The sequence below is a fragment of the Reichenbachiella agariperforans genome (genome assembly GCF_900142205.1).
In the GTDB taxonomy this organism is placed as follows: domain Bacteria; phylum Bacteroidota; class Bacteroidia; order Cytophagales; family Cyclobacteriaceae; genus Reichenbachiella; species Reichenbachiella agariperforans.
The window spans coordinates 159442-177624 of sequence record NZ_FRAA01000005.1; the positions used below are offsets into that span (position 1 = coordinate 159442).

General features: G+C 43.6%; 15 protein-coding genes and 1 riboswitch. Of the genes, 9 read left to right on the forward strand and 6 right to left on the reverse strand.

Features of this window, described 5'->3' with window-relative positions; genetic code table 11:
• Position 1 precedes the first annotated feature (1 nt).
• The 9 genes from BUB99_RS13880 (at position 2) to BUB99_RS13920 (ending at position 8740) form a co-directional block, all read left to right on the forward strand.
• Complete coding sequence (locus tag BUB99_RS13880) at positions 2-1000, forward strand: glycosyltransferase family 2 protein (protein WP_073123261.1); 999 nt, start codon at positions 2-4, stop codon at positions 998-1000.
• A gap of 117 nt (positions 1001-1117) precedes the next feature.
• Positions 1118-1362, forward strand: a riboswitch (cobalamin riboswitch).
• 86 nt (positions 1363-1448) lie between these two features.
• Positions 1449-3344, forward strand: a complete 1896-nt coding sequence (locus BUB99_RS13885; RefSeq protein ID WP_084190560.1) for a TonB-dependent receptor plug domain-containing protein — start codon at positions 1449-1451, stop codon at positions 3342-3344.
• 8 nt (positions 3345-3352) lie between these two features.
• The gene (locus tag BUB99_RS13890; protein WP_073123265.1) at positions 3353-4450 is read left to right on the forward strand and encodes a DUF5074 domain-containing protein; all 1098 of its coding nucleotides are present in this window, start codon (positions 3353-3355) and stop codon (positions 4448-4450) included.
• Between the two features lie 51 nt (positions 4451-4501).
• The gene (locus tag BUB99_RS13895; RefSeq protein WP_073123267.1) at positions 4502-5005 is read left to right on the forward strand and encodes a bifunctional adenosylcobinamide kinase/adenosylcobinamide-phosphate guanylyltransferase; all 504 of its coding nucleotides are present in this window, start codon (positions 4502-4504) and stop codon (positions 5003-5005) included.
• A 1-nt stretch (position 5006) separates the two neighbouring features.
• Entirely contained in the window at positions 5007-6047 is a 1041-nt protein-coding gene (gene cobT, locus BUB99_RS13900; RefSeq protein WP_073123270.1) for a nicotinate-nucleotide--dimethylbenzimidazole phosphoribosyltransferase, read from the forward strand.
• Positions 6047-6820 (forward strand): adenosylcobinamide-GDP ribazoletransferase, encoded by a 774-nt coding sequence (locus BUB99_RS13905; RefSeq protein WP_073123272.1) that lies wholly within the window; start codon positions 6047-6049, stop codon positions 6818-6820. The genes cobT and BUB99_RS13905 overlap by 1 nt, the downstream gene beginning before the upstream one ends.
• Entirely contained in the window at positions 6805-7365 is a 561-nt protein-coding gene (gene cobC / locus BUB99_RS13910) for an alpha-ribazole phosphatase (protein ID WP_073123274.1), read from the forward strand. The genes BUB99_RS13905 and cobC overlap by 16 nt, the downstream gene beginning before the upstream one ends.
• The gene (locus BUB99_RS13915) at positions 7362-8078 is read left to right on the forward strand and encodes a Dph6-related ATP pyrophosphatase (RefSeq protein ID WP_073123276.1); all 717 of its coding nucleotides are present in this window, start codon (positions 7362-7364) and stop codon (positions 8076-8078) included. The genes cobC and BUB99_RS13915 overlap by 4 nt, the downstream gene beginning before the upstream one ends.
• A gap of 170 nt (positions 8079-8248) precedes the next feature.
• Positions 8249-8740 carry a hypothetical protein gene (locus BUB99_RS13920; protein WP_084190577.1) on the forward strand — a complete coding sequence of 164 codons (492 nt, stop codon included), beginning with the start codon at positions 8249-8251 and terminating at the stop codon, positions 8738-8740.
• Between the two features lie 57 nt (positions 8741-8797).
• On the opposite strand, the gene BUB99_RS13925 is transcribed toward BUB99_RS13920, so the two are convergent.
• The 6 genes from BUB99_RS13925 to BUB99_RS13950 form a co-directional block, all read right to left on the reverse strand.
• On the reverse strand, positions 8798-9418 hold the full coding sequence (locus BUB99_RS13925; protein ID WP_073123280.1) for a response regulator: 621 nt from the start codon (positions 9416-9418) through the stop codon (positions 8798-8800).
• Entirely contained in the window at positions 9405-12452 is a 3048-nt protein-coding gene (locus tag BUB99_RS13930; protein WP_221407511.1) for a ligand-binding sensor domain-containing protein, read from the reverse strand. The genes BUB99_RS13925 and BUB99_RS13930 overlap by 14 nt, the downstream gene beginning before the upstream one ends.
• A 567-nt stretch (positions 12453-13019) precedes the next feature.
• Positions 13020-14324: a cation:proton antiporter gene (locus tag BUB99_RS13935; RefSeq protein ID WP_073123284.1), complete on the reverse strand. Its 1305-nt coding sequence runs from the start codon at positions 14322-14324 to the stop codon at positions 13020-13022.
• Positions 14325-15298: 974 nt separating this feature from the next.
• Positions 15299-15613, reverse strand: a complete 315-nt coding sequence (locus BUB99_RS13940) for a hypothetical protein (RefSeq protein WP_073123286.1) — start codon at positions 15611-15613, stop codon at positions 15299-15301.
• 139 nt (positions 15614-15752) lie between these two features.
• Positions 15753-16382 carry a response regulator gene (locus BUB99_RS13945; RefSeq protein WP_073123288.1) on the reverse strand — a complete coding sequence of 210 codons (630 nt, stop codon included), beginning with the start codon at positions 16380-16382 and terminating at the stop codon, positions 15753-15755.
• Positions 16372-18099, reverse strand: a complete 1728-nt coding sequence (locus BUB99_RS13950) for a sensor histidine kinase (protein WP_084190562.1) — start codon at positions 18097-18099, stop codon at positions 16372-16374. Before BUB99_RS13950 ends, BUB99_RS13945 begins: the two co-directional genes overlap by 11 nt.
• Positions 18100-18183: the final 84 nt, after the last annotated feature.

The window sequence follows — 18183 nt, forward strand, 5'->3', positions numbered from 1 at the left end:
TATGCCTCCATTGGTTTCGGTAATACTACCCTACTACAACGCTGAAGCCACTTTAGAAACCGCAGTTCAAAGCATACTCAGCCAATATTACGTGCATTTAGAACTGCTGCTGATTGACAACAATTCGTCAGATTCAGGAATGCAAATCGCACAACGATATGCTGCCAAAGACACAAGAGTACGGTTGATCCATGAGCCTAGACAAGGAGTGGTTTACGCAGCTAATACTGGGATTCGTTTAGCCAGAGGAGCGTACATCGCACGCATGGATGCCGACGATACTTGCAGCCCAAACCGTATCAGCAGTCAAATGGAACAACTGACCAATGATGCTACACTCAGCATCTCTGCTACTCAGGTAACCTACGGCTCCTCTAATCGCACCAATGACTTTCAGCATTTCATAGACTGGAGCAATAGTCTACTGAGCCACGAACAAATATTCCTCAATCGATTTGTAGAATTCCCAGTGGTCAACCCTACGCTGATGGTAAAAAAGGAGGTTTTTAACCAGATAGGATTATTTAGAGAAGGTGATTTTCCAGAAGATTATGAATGGTTTTTGAGAGCTATGGAGGCTGGATGCCACATCGAAAAACTCGCTGAACCATTACAGATATGGCAGGACAGTGAAACGCGACTCACGCGCACAGACACGCGCTACGAGACAGAAGCATTCTTTCAGATCAAAACACAGTATTTGGCGAATGTCTTACAACAAAAGAATCAAAAGTCCGTCTGGGTTTGGGGAGCGGGTAAACTCGCTTTGCGACGTAGCAAATGGCTCGAAGACCACCACATCCACATCGCTGGCTATATAGATATCAAGAAGAACAAGCACCTAGCAGACTATTCATGTGTACACTTCGAGGACATCAACCCTACTGACGAGCCATTCATCATCAGTTATATTACCAACAGAGGACGCAGAGATGAAATCCGAGCATTTCTAAATCAAAAAGGATACAAAGAAGGTCATAACTATATTATAGCTGGATGACACAAATAAGTTGAGAACCTGAAATCCAATAATGATAGATAGGTTTTCAACCCTGATCTTTAAACACATATAAAAAATAATAAGAACGCCCTGTTCAACTATATCTCAAATTCATTTAACATTGCAGTGATTATTGGTTCAGCGAATGATTGCATCATTGGTTGATTAAAAGGGAATTCGGTTCACTATTACTTCTAAGTAGAACGATATAAAATCCGAAGCTGTCCCCGCAACTGTAGTCCTGAATACTGTCTAATCAGTATTATATTTTTGATCCACAACACCACTGGTGTGCACAGCACGCTGGGAAGGTCATCAAAAATCAGGAAAGCCAGGAGACCTGCCATTAATCTTAGTATTACGGAGCTTTCGGGTGAAAAGTCTTGAGATTCAGAGGGAGTATATTCCCATCTTGTCTACATAGCAGCTCTGTATAAACAAACGAACTATGCGGAGATTCTCCATCCTTTTGATGTATATGTGTACTGGGTATTGGACATGGGCACAGCAGGATTCTATCCTTTTAGAATCTGTACAAATACAATCCTCTCGGCTGGAGGTATTCGCTAGTGCGGATAGAACGACACGCATAGACAGCAACCAGCTTGCGCTCAATGATGGCAACTCCATAGCTATGCTTCTCACCAAATTCGCGCCGCTGAATATCCGCGCCTATGGTATCGGGGGATTGTCAACCGCATCCATGCGTGGCACGGGCAGCAACCAAACCGCAGTGCTCTGGGAAGGCATCAATCTCCAGAGTCAGATGAACGGCAGCCTCGACCTCAACCTAGTCCCGGCCTTCATGGTCGATGATGTGACGATACAAAGTGGTGGTGGTGCCTCGATGTTTGGATCTGGTGCGATGGGCGGTACGATACTATTGGGCAACCAAACACCAGCATTCAATCGTGGGCTAAACCTATCCCTACATGAGCAAGTCGGTAGTTTTGGACTACAAAACCATGGTTTGAAACTAGGATTTTCTTCCAAAAAACTCAGCCTAGGTATTCGTGGATTCTATCGAAAAGCCGACAATGACTTTAGCTTCTACAATGATTTCACCCAATCCGAGGAGACCCAAGAAAACGCAAACATAGAACAGTACGGCCTACTCACAGAACTAGCCTATCGAGCCAACGACCACCAACTGATACAGATCAAACATTGGTATCAAAACAATAACACGTACATCCCAAAGACAGCCTCTGCAGGTCTACCCTCTCAGGCAGTTCAACAGGATGCCTTTCACCGAGGACTGATCAAGTGGCAACAATCCTTTTACAACAAACTACAACTAGACTACAAACTCGGACTACTAGATCATATATTGGAGTACGATGACAAAATCAACACCCACTCCCACAACCATGCGCAGTCTGTCATCAATGAGGCACAACTACGCTATGACGCAACCCAAAACATAGCTCTAGAACTAGGAGTCAACCATACCTATGAAAACTCAACTGCAGACAACTACACAGACAAAGTCACCCGAAACAGAACCGCAATATTCCTATCGACACACTTCCTACTCTGGAACAAACTAGACCTAAACCTACTCGGTAGACAGAGTGTCATCGATGGCAATGCAGCCCCTTTCTTGCCCACACTGGGACTAAACTATCACGCCACAAACTGGCTAGACATCAAAGCCAAAGCAGCCAAAAGCTACCGCATACCGACATTCAACGATCTCTACTGGTCTGGCTCCTCTATGGGCAATCCCGATTTAGTACCAGAGGAAGGGGTCAGTCTAGAGGCTGGCTATGTTCTGACTACTGATCAGCGGTTTTGGAGGATCACCTACGAAGGCACCGCATTCTACAACAACATACAGGATTGGATACTATGGACACCTACAGGCAGTGTTTGGTCTCCTGAAAACAAAGAAGAGCTGTGGTCCTACGGCATAGAACAAAGCCTTAAGCTCACCGCACAATTCAACGACAACCAGCACGTATCTCTTAACGCCAATTATCAATACGTCTTGTCTACACTCAAACAACCCACGACTTTCATCCCAGAGATACAGACGACCTATACGCCCACTCATCAGGGCAATCTCTATGTGAGTTATGAATGGAAAAAAGCAAACATCGGTATCAACAACACCTACATAGGCAAACAGTATAGCGATGAGAGTAACGTAGAAATTCGGGCACTTGATCCTTACCTACTGACTGACATCAACTGCGGTTATCGCTTTGTACTCAACAGAAAACATCAATTGGCTACCAGCCTACAAGTAAAAAACATCTTTGATATCGACTATGAAGTCAGGCGCGCCTACTACATGCCCGGTATCAACTATCAATTCAATCTTGTTTATAAGTTCAATTAACATATCACATGAAAACAAATACCATTTTTAACACACTCATTAGAGTATCCTTCATTGCAGTCACTGTATTTTTCGCAGCATGTAGCAGCGATGACGGGATCAAATTCACTCCAGGACAAGACGGTTTTTTCATCGTCAATGAAGGCGGTTTTGGCAATGGAAATGCTAGCCTTTCCTTCTATGATAAAACTAGTGCTTCTGTCACCAACAACTTATTCGAATCTACTACTGGCAAACCCTTAGGAGATCAAGCTCAGTCTATGACAGTCTACAATGATTTCGGATATATCGTCGTACAAAATTCTGCTAAAATAGAAGTCATCAGTACTGACGACTATTCTTTGGTCGCTACGATATCAGAAGGTCTTCCTTCTCCACGATACTTCTTAGGCATCAATGCTAGCAAAGGATATGTCTCTGACTGGGGTGCAGATGGATCAACGGGTACAATCAAAGTCATCGACCTAACCACCAATACAGTGACAAAAACTATCAGTACAGGATCTGGCACAAATCAGCTTGTACTCGTAGGAAACCACGTCTTTGCCGCCAACTCTGGTGGATGGAGCAATGACAACTCCGTAGTAGTCATAGATGCTGATACAGATGAGATCATCGAAACAATCACTGTAGGAGACAACCCGTCTACTCTAGTGGTAGACGAAGACAATGACGTATGGACAACAGGTACTGGGCAGACAGTCTACAACACAGACTGGTCTGTCAACACAGAAGAATCTACACCAGCATTCCTTGCTAAAATAGACCATGAGGATTTCGAAGTAACACTTAAAATCGATGCACCTAGCGTAGGCATGGGACCTGCAGGTCTCAAGGTTGATTCTAATGGTAGCACTTTGGTATTCAAATACGATGGCTCGATCTTCAGTACCGATACCGAGACTGTCTCTAGCACGGATGACTTCACGAAGATTATCGAAACGGACTTCATATATGGCCTCAGTATCGACGCTTCTGAAAACCACATCATCCTCGGTATATCACCTGACTACACGAACCCTGGGTCTATCAAGCGATACGATATCACAGGCTCTTTCATAGACGAACACACCGTAGGTATCGGACCGAACGGCATAGCATACTAACCCTAATCCACCCTGACTTGATACTCCGCCGAGGCGGAGTATCTTTACCCTATGATCACCTATATATCAGGAGGCGAAAGATCAGGAAAATCCTCCTTCGCACAACAAACAGCTCTTAATCACTCGGACACCCCTATTTATTTGGCAACTGCCAAAAAATGGGACGAGGATTTCGAAGAGCGTATCCATAGACACCAGCAGGATCGAAACCAGCAATGGACGACCATCGAAGCGCAAATCGAGCTATCAACCGCACTCTCTCCTAACCAAACTGTCGTCATAGACTGTGTCACACTATGGCTCACCAATATATTCTCTGCCAACCAATATGACCGAGATCGTTCGTTTGCCCAGACACAGATAGAATTCGAAAAGCTGACACACTACGATGGACACCTCATCATCATCTCCAACGAAATCGGTATGGGACTCCACGCCGAATCCAAGATGGGACGTGACTTTGTTGAACTCCAAGGCTGGACCAACCAGCTGATTGCCAAAACTGCCGACCAAGCCTATTTCATGGTCTCAGGACTTCCGCTCCAAACTAAATAAAATGAAAAATTACTTCATCGAGAAGCCTAGCCAAACCATACTGGATCAGGTTAAAAACAAAATAGATCTCAAAACCAAACCCCTCGGTTCGCTGGGTCAATTGGAATCCATCGCAAAGAAAATTTGCCTCATACAACAAACACGCTCACCTAAACTCAACCACCCTGCTATGTTGGTCTTTGCGGGAGATCACGGACTCACCGATGAGAACATCAGTGCATTTCCTCAGGAAGTCACGCACCAGATGGTGCTCAACTTTCTATCTGGTGGCGCTGCGATCAACGTATTTTGCCAACAAAATCAAATCAACCTCAGCGTAGTAGACGCTGGCGTCAACCATACCTTTGCACATCACCCTGATCTAATTGATAGAAAAATAGGCTTTGGCACGGCCAACTCACTACATGAAGAAGCCATGACCGACAAGGAATTTAACCAAGCCATGGCAGCTGGCGCACAACTCGTCGATAGGAAGTTCACCAAGGGCTGCAACATCATCGGTTTCGGTGAGATGGGAATTGGCAATACATCCGCTTCTAGTCTACTTATGAGTGCCTTCACAGACTGTAGCCTAGAGGACTGTGTTGGTCGTGGCACAGGAATAGATGATCAAGGACTCCACCACAAAATCGATGTACTCCAAAAAGTCTATGCGCAACACAGGGCAAAACTCAATGATCCATTGACCTTCTTCCGCTGTGTTGCAGGATTCGAAATGGCCATGATGCTCGGCGCGATGGTACAGGCTGCCGAAAACAAAATGATCCTGCTCATAGATGGTTTCATTGCCAGTGCGGTGTTCTTGGCAGCTTATCAACAATACCCTAACCTAATGTGCTACGCACTCTTTTGCCATCAATCCGACGAACATGGCCACCAATCTCTACTAGACCATCTGGGACAAGAGCCCATACTCAAGATGAACCTAAGACTAGGAGAAGGTACGGGATGCGCACTCGCCTACCCTATTATCCAATCTAGCGTAGCTTTCATCAATCAAATGGCTAGTTTTGAGTCAGCATCTATCACCAATAAACCCTAATGCGCAAAGAATTACAGATTTTCCTCACTGCCATCATGTTCTACACCCGGATCCCCTGTCCACGATGGGTGGATCATTCTGCAGATCATCTCAACCAAGCTACACGCTATTTTCCACTAATAGGATGGGTCGTCGGAGGTGCTAGTGCGCTGGTATTATATGGTGCAGGGCAAGTACTTCCTATCAGTCTAGCCGTTTTGATCTCCATGGTGGTTAGTATTTTAATCACAGGTGGCTTCCATGAAGATGGCTTTGCGGATGTCTGTGATGGTTTCGGAGGAGGATGGACCAAAGAAAAAATACTGACGATCATGAAAGACAGTGTACTCGGTGCCTATGGGGTCATTGGGATCATGCTCGTCTTGATGATCAAGTTCTTTTCGCTCAGCGAACTCGTACAGCAGGTTGACCTTTGGACTGCATGTACGGTACTATTCGTCGCACATAGCCTTAGTCGCACGGTATCGGTATGGATGATATTCACCGATAGCTATGTCCGCGAAAATGAGGACGCCAAAGCCAAGCCCATCGCCAAAAAGATGTCCAAAGCGACCTTTCTAGTTGCCAATCTATTTGGGTTCATCCCTTTGGTTTTGATTCCTAAAATAGAAATATTGCTTTTGATCCCCGTACTACTCATAGTCAAGTGGTACTTTTCTCGCTACTTCAAAAAATGGATAGGTGGCTATACTGGCGACTGTCTAGGTTCAGTGCAGCAAGTCGCCGAACTCATCATTTACCTTACGATACTCATACTATGGAAATATATCTAGTCCGCCACACCACCCCTGACATAGCCAAAGGCATCTGCTATGGCCAGTCCAACATCCCACTCGCCAAAGGCTACCAGCAGGAACTCGCACGTACTGCCACGCTACTCCCAGAACATATCGATGTATGCTACACCAGTCCGCTACTACGCTGCAAGGCTCTCGCCACCGAACTATCAGACGAGATACACGTAGACAAACGCCTCTTGGAGCTCAACTTTGGTACATGGGAACTCTCAGCATGGGACGACATCCCCGCAGACCAGCTCACTCCATGGATGGCAGACTACATCAACACACCTCCACCCAAAGGAGAAACCTATCAGCAGCTCGCAGATCGTATCAGTACCTTCTGGACAGAACTAGTAGCAACATCCGCAGACACCGTACTGATCGTGTCTCATGCTGGAGCGATGCGCGCCATTCTCGCCCAACTGCTACATCTCGATCTAACCGATAGTTTCAAACTACAACTAGACTATGGTAGCGTCACCAAAATAAAAGCCGATGGAGACCAAACCACACTCTGCTACACCAATAGAACATGAACAAAATCCCGATTACAGTCAGCTGGAGTGGTGGCAAAGACTCAGCCTACATGCTATACCTCCTACTACAGGACGACCGCTATCAGGTCGTAGAACTACACACGGCACTATCTGCTACGAACGATCGAGTATCCATGCACGGCGTGTCCAAAACACTCATGGAGGCACAGGCAGAGGCCATCGGACTGCCCATCACCTTTCTCTCCATCCCTGCTGATCAAACCAACGACAGCTACGAAGAGGCACTAGCTACCTACTACACCAATCTCAAACGCCGCAACATCCATCATGTCGCCTCCGGTGATATATTTTTGGAGGATCTTCAAACCTACAGAGAAGGCATCTTTGCCAGTCACGGTATCACAGGCATCTACCCCCTATGGAAGAAAGATACCACCACTTTGATCCAGGACATATTGGGTGTGGGATTCCAAACGATACTCTGCTGCACCAAGCAATCGCTATTCAGCACTTCTATCTGTGGTCAGGTACTGACACCCGAGCTCATACAAACCTTCCCGTCCAGTGTAGACCCATGCGGGGAAAACGGAGAGTTCCACTCCTATGTATTCGACGGCCCTATCTTTCATTATCCAATAGACTATATCAAAAAAAACATCACCCAAAAAAGCTACCAACACCAACTCGACAATGGTGACACACTAGAAACCCTATTCGAATTCGCAGATTTAGACTTGGCCTCCCACAGTTAATCACAGCCAATGGTTACGAACACATCATGATGAAGTAACTTATGTTCCTTCCCAAGACAGGTTACCCCTCTTTATACAGTACAAATAATTTATTCTATATCTCGAAGGATTCGTTGTGCTATTTTGCTTCTGATTGCTTTCTTTTGGCCTCAAAAAAAGAGTAAATGAACATGAAAATGAGAATATACCACCGCTACTTGGGATTCTTCCTTGCAGGAATCATGGCGGTGTATGCCCTAAGTGGAATCATATTAATATTTAGGGATACAGACACTTTCCACATTGTCGAAACCGTAGAAAAGGTTTTGCCAGAAGGTACGGAACTAGAAAACCTAGGCAAAGAACTAGGCATCAAGCGTTTTCGCATCGACCGTGTCGAATCAGGTGTGGCGTATTTCAGAGACGGCACTTATAATATAGAGAGCCGTACGGCGGTCTATACTAAAAAGGAAATGCCCTATTTGCTGGACAAGATGACACATCTGCACAAAGCCACTAGCAGTCGACCCCTCGCCTTCCTCAATATCTTTTTCGGCGTATCACTGTTCTTTTTTGTCATGTCTTCCTTCTGGATGTTTGTACCAGGAACGAGCGTATTCAAAAAAGGACTCTACTTTGCATTGGCAGGTTTAGCCTTGACGCTACTGGTACTCTTCGTCTAGTTAACCTTCAGAAAGGTTTAAACTGGTCGGTGTATGGACTACACCTAGGACGGAGATCTAGTCCATACTAATGGTCTTCGTCGATACAGCAAAATTGATCAATTCGCCTAACGTCGTTAGAGACAGCTTTTCCTTGATGTTCTGTTTGTGTTTTTCCACGGTAGCAGTGGCGATATTGAGGATATCAGCGACTTCCTTACTCATTTTTCCAGAAGCCAGCGAAAACAAAATTTCCCTTTCTCTGCGAGTAAGACTTTCTAATAATTCTACATTCTTCTCATTGTAGCGCACGTTTTGACTCTCTTTCTCAGCATTGAGCATGGCAAGATTGATCGTCAGCTTCAGCTGATTAACATTGTAAGGTTTTAACAGATAAGCAAAAGGCAATGAGCCCTCAGCCTTGCGAACGGTACTCTCGTCAGTATATGCCGTTAGATAAACTATAGGTACTTTGTAACTAGTACATAGCTCCTGCACTAGATCTATCCCATCTATGTCAGCATTGAGATTAATATCCGAAATAATTAAGTCAAAAGTCTGTGAGACGAAAAACTTACGCGCCTCATCTGGCCCCAATGCTATCGTCACCGAAGCATAATCTCCCTTCTCCAAGGTGGCCTTAATTTCCTTGGCGATTATCATCACATCTTCTATAAGTAGTATACTAAGCCTCTCCATAGCTCACCGGTATTTTAATTACATTCTTTGCCCCATCATGACTATCAACGGTCATCTCGCCTTTCAATTGTTTCACCATATCCTTTACTAGATCAAGCCCTATTGAACCCTGTTTGATATCCTCCTGACGGTAGCCCTTGCCATTGTCTGCTATCACGAGCACCAGCCAGTCACCTCCTACCTTGCAACTGATCGACAGGCGGTTGGTGTCCTCATAGTTGTCAAAGGCATATTTGCTCACATTGGTCAACAGCTCATTGATCAATAAGCCATAAAAGGTAATATTGAAATTAGTCACCTCCGCAGGTTCCAGATCATAGATTGTTTCAAACGTCGGGCTTTCGTCCGAAGCAATCAGCCGCAGTACATTCTCACATATATCCCGAGTAAACTTATCCACATGAATATGTTCACTCTCAGAATCCATAATGTTTTCCAAATAGGAAATCGTCAAGATACGGTTCCTCGCTACCTGTAACGTGTGAATGGCATCTAAATTATCCAAATGCAAAGCCTGTAGACTCAGTAGACTGGATATAATTTGTAGATTATTTTTGACGCGGTGCTTCATCTCCCGCATCAAAAACTGAATACTCTCCTGTCTCGATTCGGATACTTCGAGTGCCTGCCGCAACTCCCCTGTACTCTCCTTGACCATTAGTTCTAAACGTTCTTTGTTTCGCCGATAGGTGTGAGATTTATAAAGGTAGAACCCTACTGCTAACAGTAAAGTCGCCAAAACAGCTGTCAACTTGAACCAAAACTGATCATACCACGGAGGGATAACTGTGAGCGATACCTGACGCCCCATCTCACTCCAAGCCCCATTATCGTTGGTTGCTTTGATGTGAAAAGTATAATCTCCTGGAGACAAATTCGTATAGGTAATACTTTGGCTTTTCGTGACGGGCCTCCATTCCTTGTCAAATCCATCCATCCAATAACTGTAGTTCACTTTGGATGGGTTCAGAAAGTTAATCGCAGCATACTTGAAAGTAAGTACATTTTCGTCGCTACCGAAGGCGTAGCGATCTTGGTAGATCGCATTGGTAGGCAAAGGCTGATTGAACAATTCGATGGATTCCAGATGTACCTTGGACTCGTAAGGATTGATACGAATATCCTCTGGATGAAAGACATTGATCCCATCGACTCCTCCAAAGTAAAAATTACCATACGCATCTTGGTAAGCAGCCTTACCGTTGAACTCATCGTTTTGAAGGCCATCCTTGTGAGAGTAGTGAACAAAGCGATCTGTCGAAGGATCGAGTACTGCGATCCCCTTGTTGGTTCCCATCCATACTCTATCCTGGGCATCTATCAGTACACTGTACACAAAATCATTGGGAAATCCCTCTTGTCGATAATAGCGATGAACATCCTCAGTTTTCAGGTTCAACATGGTCAGCCCGGTGCTTGTACCCAACCAAATATTGCCATTTCCATCTTCGTTGATCGCAAAGATTCTATCACTATTGATTGCTTCGGGATGCGTCCCTTCGGTGTAGTGATGTACTACTCCCTCTCCTAACTCCGCTATCCGGTATGCTCCTTGATCAGACCCTATCCATAAGTTGTCCTGACTATCTACAAAGCTAATTCGGGCACGATTGAGCGCTTGCCCGTCTACCAAATAGCCCTCAAATTTCTTTTGGGTCAAATCATAGATATACATCCCGCTGGACCAAGTAGACACCAGTAGCTTCTCTGACGTGAGTGGCCGTATATCGATGACGGATTTATCGTTGGGAATATCTCCTGTCACTTCAGCCTTTTCGAAACGGTCCTGTGCAGCGTTGTAATGCAACAAACCTGTCCCATCAAAGCCTCCACACCATACATCACCGTTATGATCACGCTCCAGCGCATAGATGAGCGACTTAGGAAAATCGTCCTTGTAATGTTTGAACTCCCTCGTGAGGTAATCATATTTGAGGACGTTGTACGTACTACCAAGCCACAGGGCAGAGTCCTCCCCCTCAGCAGGCAAAAACTGAAAAGTACTCAGCTTGGTATCTCTCGTATACCCCTCCATCTCCAAACTAATAGACGTAAATTTCTTCTGGTACTTGTTGTAGTGGTGGAGCCCTTCACCCGCCGTACCCATCCATACGTTCCCTTTGCCATCCCCATAGATCGTCATGATCTCAACGGGAAAATACACCTTACCCGATTGATCCTTAGAGACGCATTGGGTCACAGATTTTGAGACAGGATCATAGATCACTAACCCCTCATTGGTTCCCAGCCATAGTTCACCGTTTTCGTAGGGGTAAATACAGTTGATCGACTGATCAGGCACAATCAAATCTGCCACTCCACTGGACAGATCTAGCGTATATAGTCCCTGTTCTGTACCCACATAGAGCTGCTCCTGATGCAGTAGCAGGGCATTGTGCGCAGATGGATCTAGACGCTGCTGCCCTACCACGGACAGTGTTTTCAAATCTAACACCAACAAACCTCCATTCAATGTCGCTAGTACGGCCTGACCTTCACTCATTCGTACTAGAGCAGTGACATGGTTCTCCGAGCCTTGTTCTTCGTGAACAACTTTCTTGAGCGTCTTGATACTCCTATCGTAGATATGAAAGGCATTGGATGACGAAAAAAGAAGATATTGATCGTTTAGGCGGAAGACCTTATAGGAGATTACATTAGATAGTTCGTCAAAGGGACGGATGAAGGTTTCGCTACGCAGATCAAGCGCAAATATCCCTTTGCTATTGGAGGCAATCCAGAGCGTATCATCCACGATCAGTAGACCTCTGTTATGATCATCCGGGATACTCATACTGTCGAGCGGATTGCCTGAAAAAACCTTCATTTTCAGTCCGTTGAACCGGTGCAGACCGTCCTCAGTAGAGAACCAAAGATAGTCCATATCGTCCTGCACGACATCCTGCACATTGAGCTGGGTCATCCCCTCTTCCTGTCCGATGTAGTTGATCTGTAGTGTATCTAGCTGCGCCCCAGCGACCGCTCCTAGACACGTGCCTAACATACATATCCAAGTAACAACAAATACTTTCAATCCTCTTTCTTAATGTTGAATGGTAGGTTAAGGCTAGGTTAGAGCCTAAATCTAATCAGACCGCACTACTGTACCAAATAAATGAGAATTTGCTCCACACAAAGACATGTCAGAGGAGGCGTTTCTACTTGGGTAAAAGCTATTCTTTGAAAAAGGTTCTAGCACCGATTAAAAAAGAGTGTACGACAAACACCCCAAGCTTGCGCAACCACAGACCTCAGCTTGCGCAACCAAAGACCTTAGCTTGCACAACAAAGGAGTGGAGGTTGCGCAACCGAATAGCCAACCTTGCGCAACCTTTGGGTGAAGCTACTAATCGACCTAAAAATCTAATCGGTTTTCTGTATCTAGACAACCCCATAGACGAGTGGATCAAAGGCTAAAATGGAGGCAATCTTAATGTAGTAACATTGACTGAATAAGAGGACTATGAGATTAAATAACGCTCCTACAATCAAGACTACCCCCTACTTTAGAACTGAACTATTTGTAAAGCATACTACCTCACAACTCATTAAAACAAACGATTACTCAACCCCTTATCGATAACACCACTATGTTTCGAATTTAGGAAAAATGCTTTTTCATACCTCTCCCACCGGTAGTACGGCGAACAGCACCAGTGAGAAACTTCTCTTTCATCATGATTGGCAAGGTAAATCCTTGGAACAAAATAGAACACACAACTACCACATAGGTCATCGTAATCATCAACTCCTTACCTGCAAAAGGATCCAAAGCTAGTATTAATGCTATGGGAAGACCTCCTTTAAATGCTCCCCAAGTCATCACAGAGACCGTATCCTTATCGAAAGAAACCGTCATAGACATGATTTTCACAGGGATGTAAATGCTGAGCCATCTACCGAACCATACCAAATTGACTGCTATAAAACCGACAGAAAAATAATCCATGCGCCATTCAAGCACCAATATCTCCAAGCCCATGAGCACAAACAGCAATACTGCCATAGTCTGCTCCATCAGCTTCCAAAACTTATAAACATACCCATTAACTACTCCCCGCTCGTCAGGGTTCTTTTGATCGACCCTTCCTAGATTACCTATCATGAGCCCCATGATCAATGCCACGAGCTTAGAGTAGATATTAAAGTACTCGGAGATGAATGATCCCACCATCACCAAAGCAATAGTGATGAGCACCTCTATATGCATGTCTTCATTATCAATATAATTCAAGATCAAATACCCAATATACCCCATACCTATTCCGATAGCCACGCCACCAAGTATCTCTATTGACACGACGCGTGTCACCTCCATCAGGATCATTTCGTGACCTTCTGACACCATCATTACATGATACAGTACAAACGCCAGCACGACTGAAAAAGCACCGTTAAACAGTGATTCTCCTTCTACTTTAATAGATAGTTTTTTAGGAATAGAAAAGTTACCTGTGATATTGGCAGCAGAGATAGGGTCGGTAGATGAAATCACAGCACCAAACACCAAACTGTAGAGGTAACTCACCTCTAGATTAACCAAATGAAGCACGCCATAGATCAACGATCCAATCACAACTGTCGATAAGATCGCACTAAAAATGGACAACAGAATAACTGTCAGTTTCAGGTCACCTAGTTTTTTCATGTTCATCTGTAGCCCTCCAGCAAACAGAATGACACTGATCACGACTTGGTTGAGGACATCACGAAAGTCAAAAGCTTTGACATGTTCCGCAATGTGGAATCTTGGGAACATGTGTCCAATAATCATGACAGTAAATGAAAGTAACATCGTCAGAATCATCAACCCAAGAGAAGTGGGCATCTTCAGATAAAATGTATTGACGAATATGAAAAGACCAGACAGGAAGATCAAAAAAGCAACAACGTCAAATAAGTGCATAGCATATTGATTTTAAGTACGCTACAATGATAAATGCTCCTCAGACCAAATGTAATCTAAGAATAACGGTAAATTATCCTCCGTATTAATACCTACCTACCCCAGCTACTCCTCAAAAACCGCCCTACTTTCGGGTCACTCCTTATTTCTGGGGAGAGATCGAGGATTACTTCGTGATTCAAGATTCATTGTTCGAAATTCATTATTGCTTTTAGTTAATAACCATCTCCTATATATCCTTGAGGTTAATTTGAATGATTGGAATAATAAACACCAAATACCAATAACGCTTTACCCCGAATGATGCTATTGCATCATCAGAGTTAATAGCCTACCTGATTCGACAGACAGAAAAAAAGAAAATTAGTTGATAAGGGTTGAACTTTTTTAGGAACCGAATCTCAGCTATCGCTCAACCCAATAAAGAAAACATTAGTTTTAGAAAAAGGCTCTCATAGCGATAGGACACAAAATACTCGCTGTCTCCTACCACATATTTAGAGATAAAGTTGAGTACAAAAAGCCTAAGATGACTAAAGAAGTGATCATACAAAGGAAAAAATGCAAATCGAACAGCTTCAAAAGCGGCTTAATAAGCTAAAAATACCGGCATCCAGCAATTTAAAGGTCGGCTTTTTTTGGTGGATTACGCCCGAGCACAAAACCGACAATAGATACTAAGCCCCCACATTAGTACTTGAGCATGTAGAAAAAAATCTCTTAGAGTAAGCAGCTGAGATCGATCAGTTATACAGGCAACTCATGTCTCGCTAGTAGGGCTTTCAAAAAAAAAGCACTCAGCCATCACCGTTGTGTATGGTACTGAGTACTTAACTATTGGATAACTCCTATTACGCTATCAATCCCTCCAAGGACTGTTCTTAAATATTTTACAACCAAGTTTTAAATTAACTCCGCATGCTGTCGGGGCATGCAGAGTTAAGCCGAGGAATGGTTATCTCCTCCATGTGTTATTAGTCATTGTCCTTGTTAGCCCAAACCTTCTGGTTTTTGGCCGCTGGACCCTTGAGATCATTCTTTCTAGATACCAATGCTACTTCTTGGAAGTCTGCTTTTGAATCTTGATCCCAAGCCTTCTGATTTTTTGCTGCTGGACCTTGTACACGGTCAGCGTCAGTAGACTTCATCACGATAGAAACTTCCGTCTTATTTTTATCTTTCCAAGGCTTGTAGTTCTTAGCCGCTGGACCTTTGAGGTCGTTTCTTGATTGGGCGAAACTCATAGTGGCCGCTAGTGTAAAGGCGAATGCAATTATGATAGTTTTCATAGCTCTATAATTTATGTGATGTTTTCAATTAACTTCTACACAATTATACGCGCTATATGAGGGCGGTTTTCTCTAAGAAATCTGGTAAATATTTATACGAACATTTCGGTAACCCAAACATCCGTATTTATACGGATGTTTATATAATACTCAGCTTTGTAGCCTTTTTGATCAATTCAGCGGTGTTTTTTACATCTAATTTCTTCATCATATTGACCCTATGCGTCTCTACAGTCCGTGTACTGATGATGAGTTTCTCTGCAATTTCTTTGGTCGTGAGTCCATTGGAGATCATTTCTAATATTTCTGATTCCTTTGCTGACAGTTTTTTCGGTTGGTTTCCTTCCATAGCCATGATATTGATCATGCGCTCAGATATGGTAGGATTAAAATACTTTTGCCCAGAAAAAACGGTATTAATAGCCTGCACCAATTCCTCTTCGTCCGTATTCTTTAGTAGATAACTATAGGCACCACTACGCACACACTTGACGATATAGTTACCATCGTCGTGCATGGATATAGCAATGGTCTTGATTTGAGGATATTCCTTTTTAAGTTTTTTGAGTGCCTCGAAACCATTCATCTCAGGCATCGTCAAATCTAGTAGCAGTACATGAGGAATCTCTCCCTTCTCTAAGAACTCGAACAGTTCCACTCCATTATTCAACCCTCCCAGTACTTCAAAATCCTCGTTGGAGGACAACAACGCCGACATACCATCACGAAACAGCTGATGGTCATCCACTATAGCCAATTTAATTTTCATCTATTCTCTCTCCTATTGGTAACTCTACTTCTACTTCGGTCCCTTCTGCATCTGAATGAATCGTAAAGTATCCTTTGAATACTTCTATGCGCTCACGAATATTTCGTAAACCCGACCCCAATTTAGCTTCATCGACGACAAACCCCTTCCCATTGTCAAAATAGTAAAGACTAAGTTTATCCTCAAATTCGGTGAGGGACATTCTCACACGAGTGGCTTCCGCATGTTTTAAAGTATTGTTAATCAACTCTTGACAAACCCTAAAAACACAGATATTCAACTCTGGAGTAAGCTTTTCCTCATCATGAGTTGTCGTATTGACATACTGAATATCCAAACTAGAAGACTTACGCATCATTTCTACAAAGTTCTCCAAAGCCTTGCCCACCCCGAAATCAATCAGTGAATGAGGCATCAGATTATAAGACATCCCTCTGATCGCAACGATGGTATCATCTACGATCTTCTTGATCCTATACTTATCCTCACCTTCAAGATTAGCAGATTGCACACTCATCTTGAGCGTAGTGAGCATAGGACCTAACCCATCATGCAACTCTCTTGACAGACGTTTTCGCTCGTTTTCTTGCCCCGTGATCAATGATTGTTTGGACAGTAGACGGTTTTGCTCTTCCATCTTTTTGAACTCTATCAATCGTTTCTGCATCAGGATCAATGATTTTCCTAACACATCACTTTCACCCGAGAGTTTATGATTCGCCCCCAAATTCATTCTTCCTATTTCATGAGAAAACTGTATAGCTCCATTGATCGAGTTTTTAAGTTCATCTAGTGCGATAAACATCTGATTAATTTCTAATGCTGGATAATACTTATTGAAGGTAACATCATACTCACCTTTAGACATCCCATTAAGCAGATTTCGCATTTTGATCAATGGTTTAGAAAATATATCGGTGAGAAAAAATGAAAGTGCAATAGACATGATGGATACCAAAATGGTAATCATAAGCAGTTTGATACGTAAGGACTGTAACGGCTGATTCACTTCCCGAAGATCGATTTCGGACAATATACCCCAATTGAGATTCGACACCTCTATCTTTTGATACGCACTATATACTTCCACACCACGATAGTCTTTGAAAACTCCCGTACTGTCTTTGCCCGCTAGAGAACTTACAACTCCTTGCGTGTGTGCATGGATATCAGGAGGTCTTTCGCCAGGAAAAAAACGTGAAACCGAACGCAATGAAGAATCCACTCCTACCAGATAAGTCTCACCACTCTGCCCCATTCCTGTTCTTTCGAGCAAAATTTCCTGTATGCGAGGGATCTTTCTAGCATCTAAAATATAGCCCCCATCATCTAGCTTTTTGACAAACGCCAGTTTGATCTCACCATCTTCATCACACCGACTCACATCGTAAATGCCTGAAACCACATCCTGCTGCCCAAAACTAAACTCCTCGCACAGGTAGCCCTCGGGATCTCTCGTGTAGGTATGATTCTTGCGCTCTAACCCCAACAAAAGCTCATTTGAGATCTCCTCCTCGAACCGATCCCACTCTCCATTGAGGTAATGTTCGATCTGTACACATTTTAGATTCTTAATAGATGCCAAATGAAGCAAAACTCTATCATTGAGAGCTTGCTGAAACTGCATATAAAAAAATATAGATACAGCACTGACTGTCAACAAGATGAGCATGTTGATCATAATAGTCGTCCAAAGCCGTATACTTATACTTTTCATGTTGCAATAACCTTATAAGAAACAATTAATGGATTTCTGATTCTTTCATTAATCCTCTAAATCCAATTCGCATACAAACATAAA

Bases quoted from the DNA above. Each gene is read 5' to 3' on its own strand.
- BUB99_RS13915 (WP_073123276.1), top strand. From the start codon at position 7,362: ATGAACAAAATCCCGATTACAGTCAGCTGGAGTGGTGGCAAAGACTCA.
- BUB99_RS13895 (WP_073123267.1), top strand. From the start codon at position 4,502: ATGATCACCTATATATCAGGAGGCGAAAGATCAGGAAAATCCTCCTTC.
- BUB99_RS13890 (WP_073123265.1), top strand. From the start codon at position 3,353: ATGAAAACAAATACCATTTTTAACACACTCATTAGAGTATCCTTCATT.
- BUB99_RS13885 (WP_084190560.1), top strand. From the start codon at position 1,449: ATGCGGAGATTCTCCATCCTTTTGATGTATATGTGTACTGGGTATTGG.
- cobC (WP_073123274.1), top strand. From the start codon at position 6,805: ATGGAAATATATCTAGTCCGCCACACCACCCCTGACATAGCCAAAGGC.
- cobT (WP_073123270.1), top strand. From the start codon at position 5,007: ATGAAAAATTACTTCATCGAGAAGCCTAGCCAAACCATACTGGATCAG.
- BUB99_RS13905 (WP_073123272.1), top strand. From the start codon at position 6,047: ATGCGCAAAGAATTACAGATTTTCCTCACTGCCATCATGTTCTACACC.
- BUB99_RS13950 (WP_084190562.1), bottom strand. From the start codon at position 18,099: ATGAAAAGTATAAGTATACGGCTTTGGACGACTATTATGATCAACATG.
- BUB99_RS13945 (WP_073123288.1), bottom strand. From the start codon at position 16,382: ATGAAAATTAAATTGGCTATAGTGGATGACCATCAGCTGTTTCGTGAT.
- BUB99_RS13880 (WP_073123261.1), top strand. From the start codon at position 2: ATGCCTCCATTGGTTTCGGTAATACTACCCTACTACAACGCTGAAGCC.
- BUB99_RS13940 (WP_073123286.1), bottom strand. From the start codon at position 15,613: ATGAAAACTATCATAATTGCATTCGCCTTTACACTAGCGGCCACTATG.
- BUB99_RS13935 (WP_073123284.1), bottom strand. From the start codon at position 14,324: ATGCACTTATTTGACGTTGTTGCTTTTTTGATCTTCCTGTCTGGTCTT.
- BUB99_RS13920 (WP_084190577.1), top strand. From the start codon at position 8,249: ATGAAAATGAGAATATACCACCGCTACTTGGGATTCTTCCTTGCAGGA.
- BUB99_RS13925 (WP_073123280.1), bottom strand. From the start codon at position 9,418: ATGGAGAGGCTTAGTATACTACTTATAGAAGATGTGATGATAATCGCC.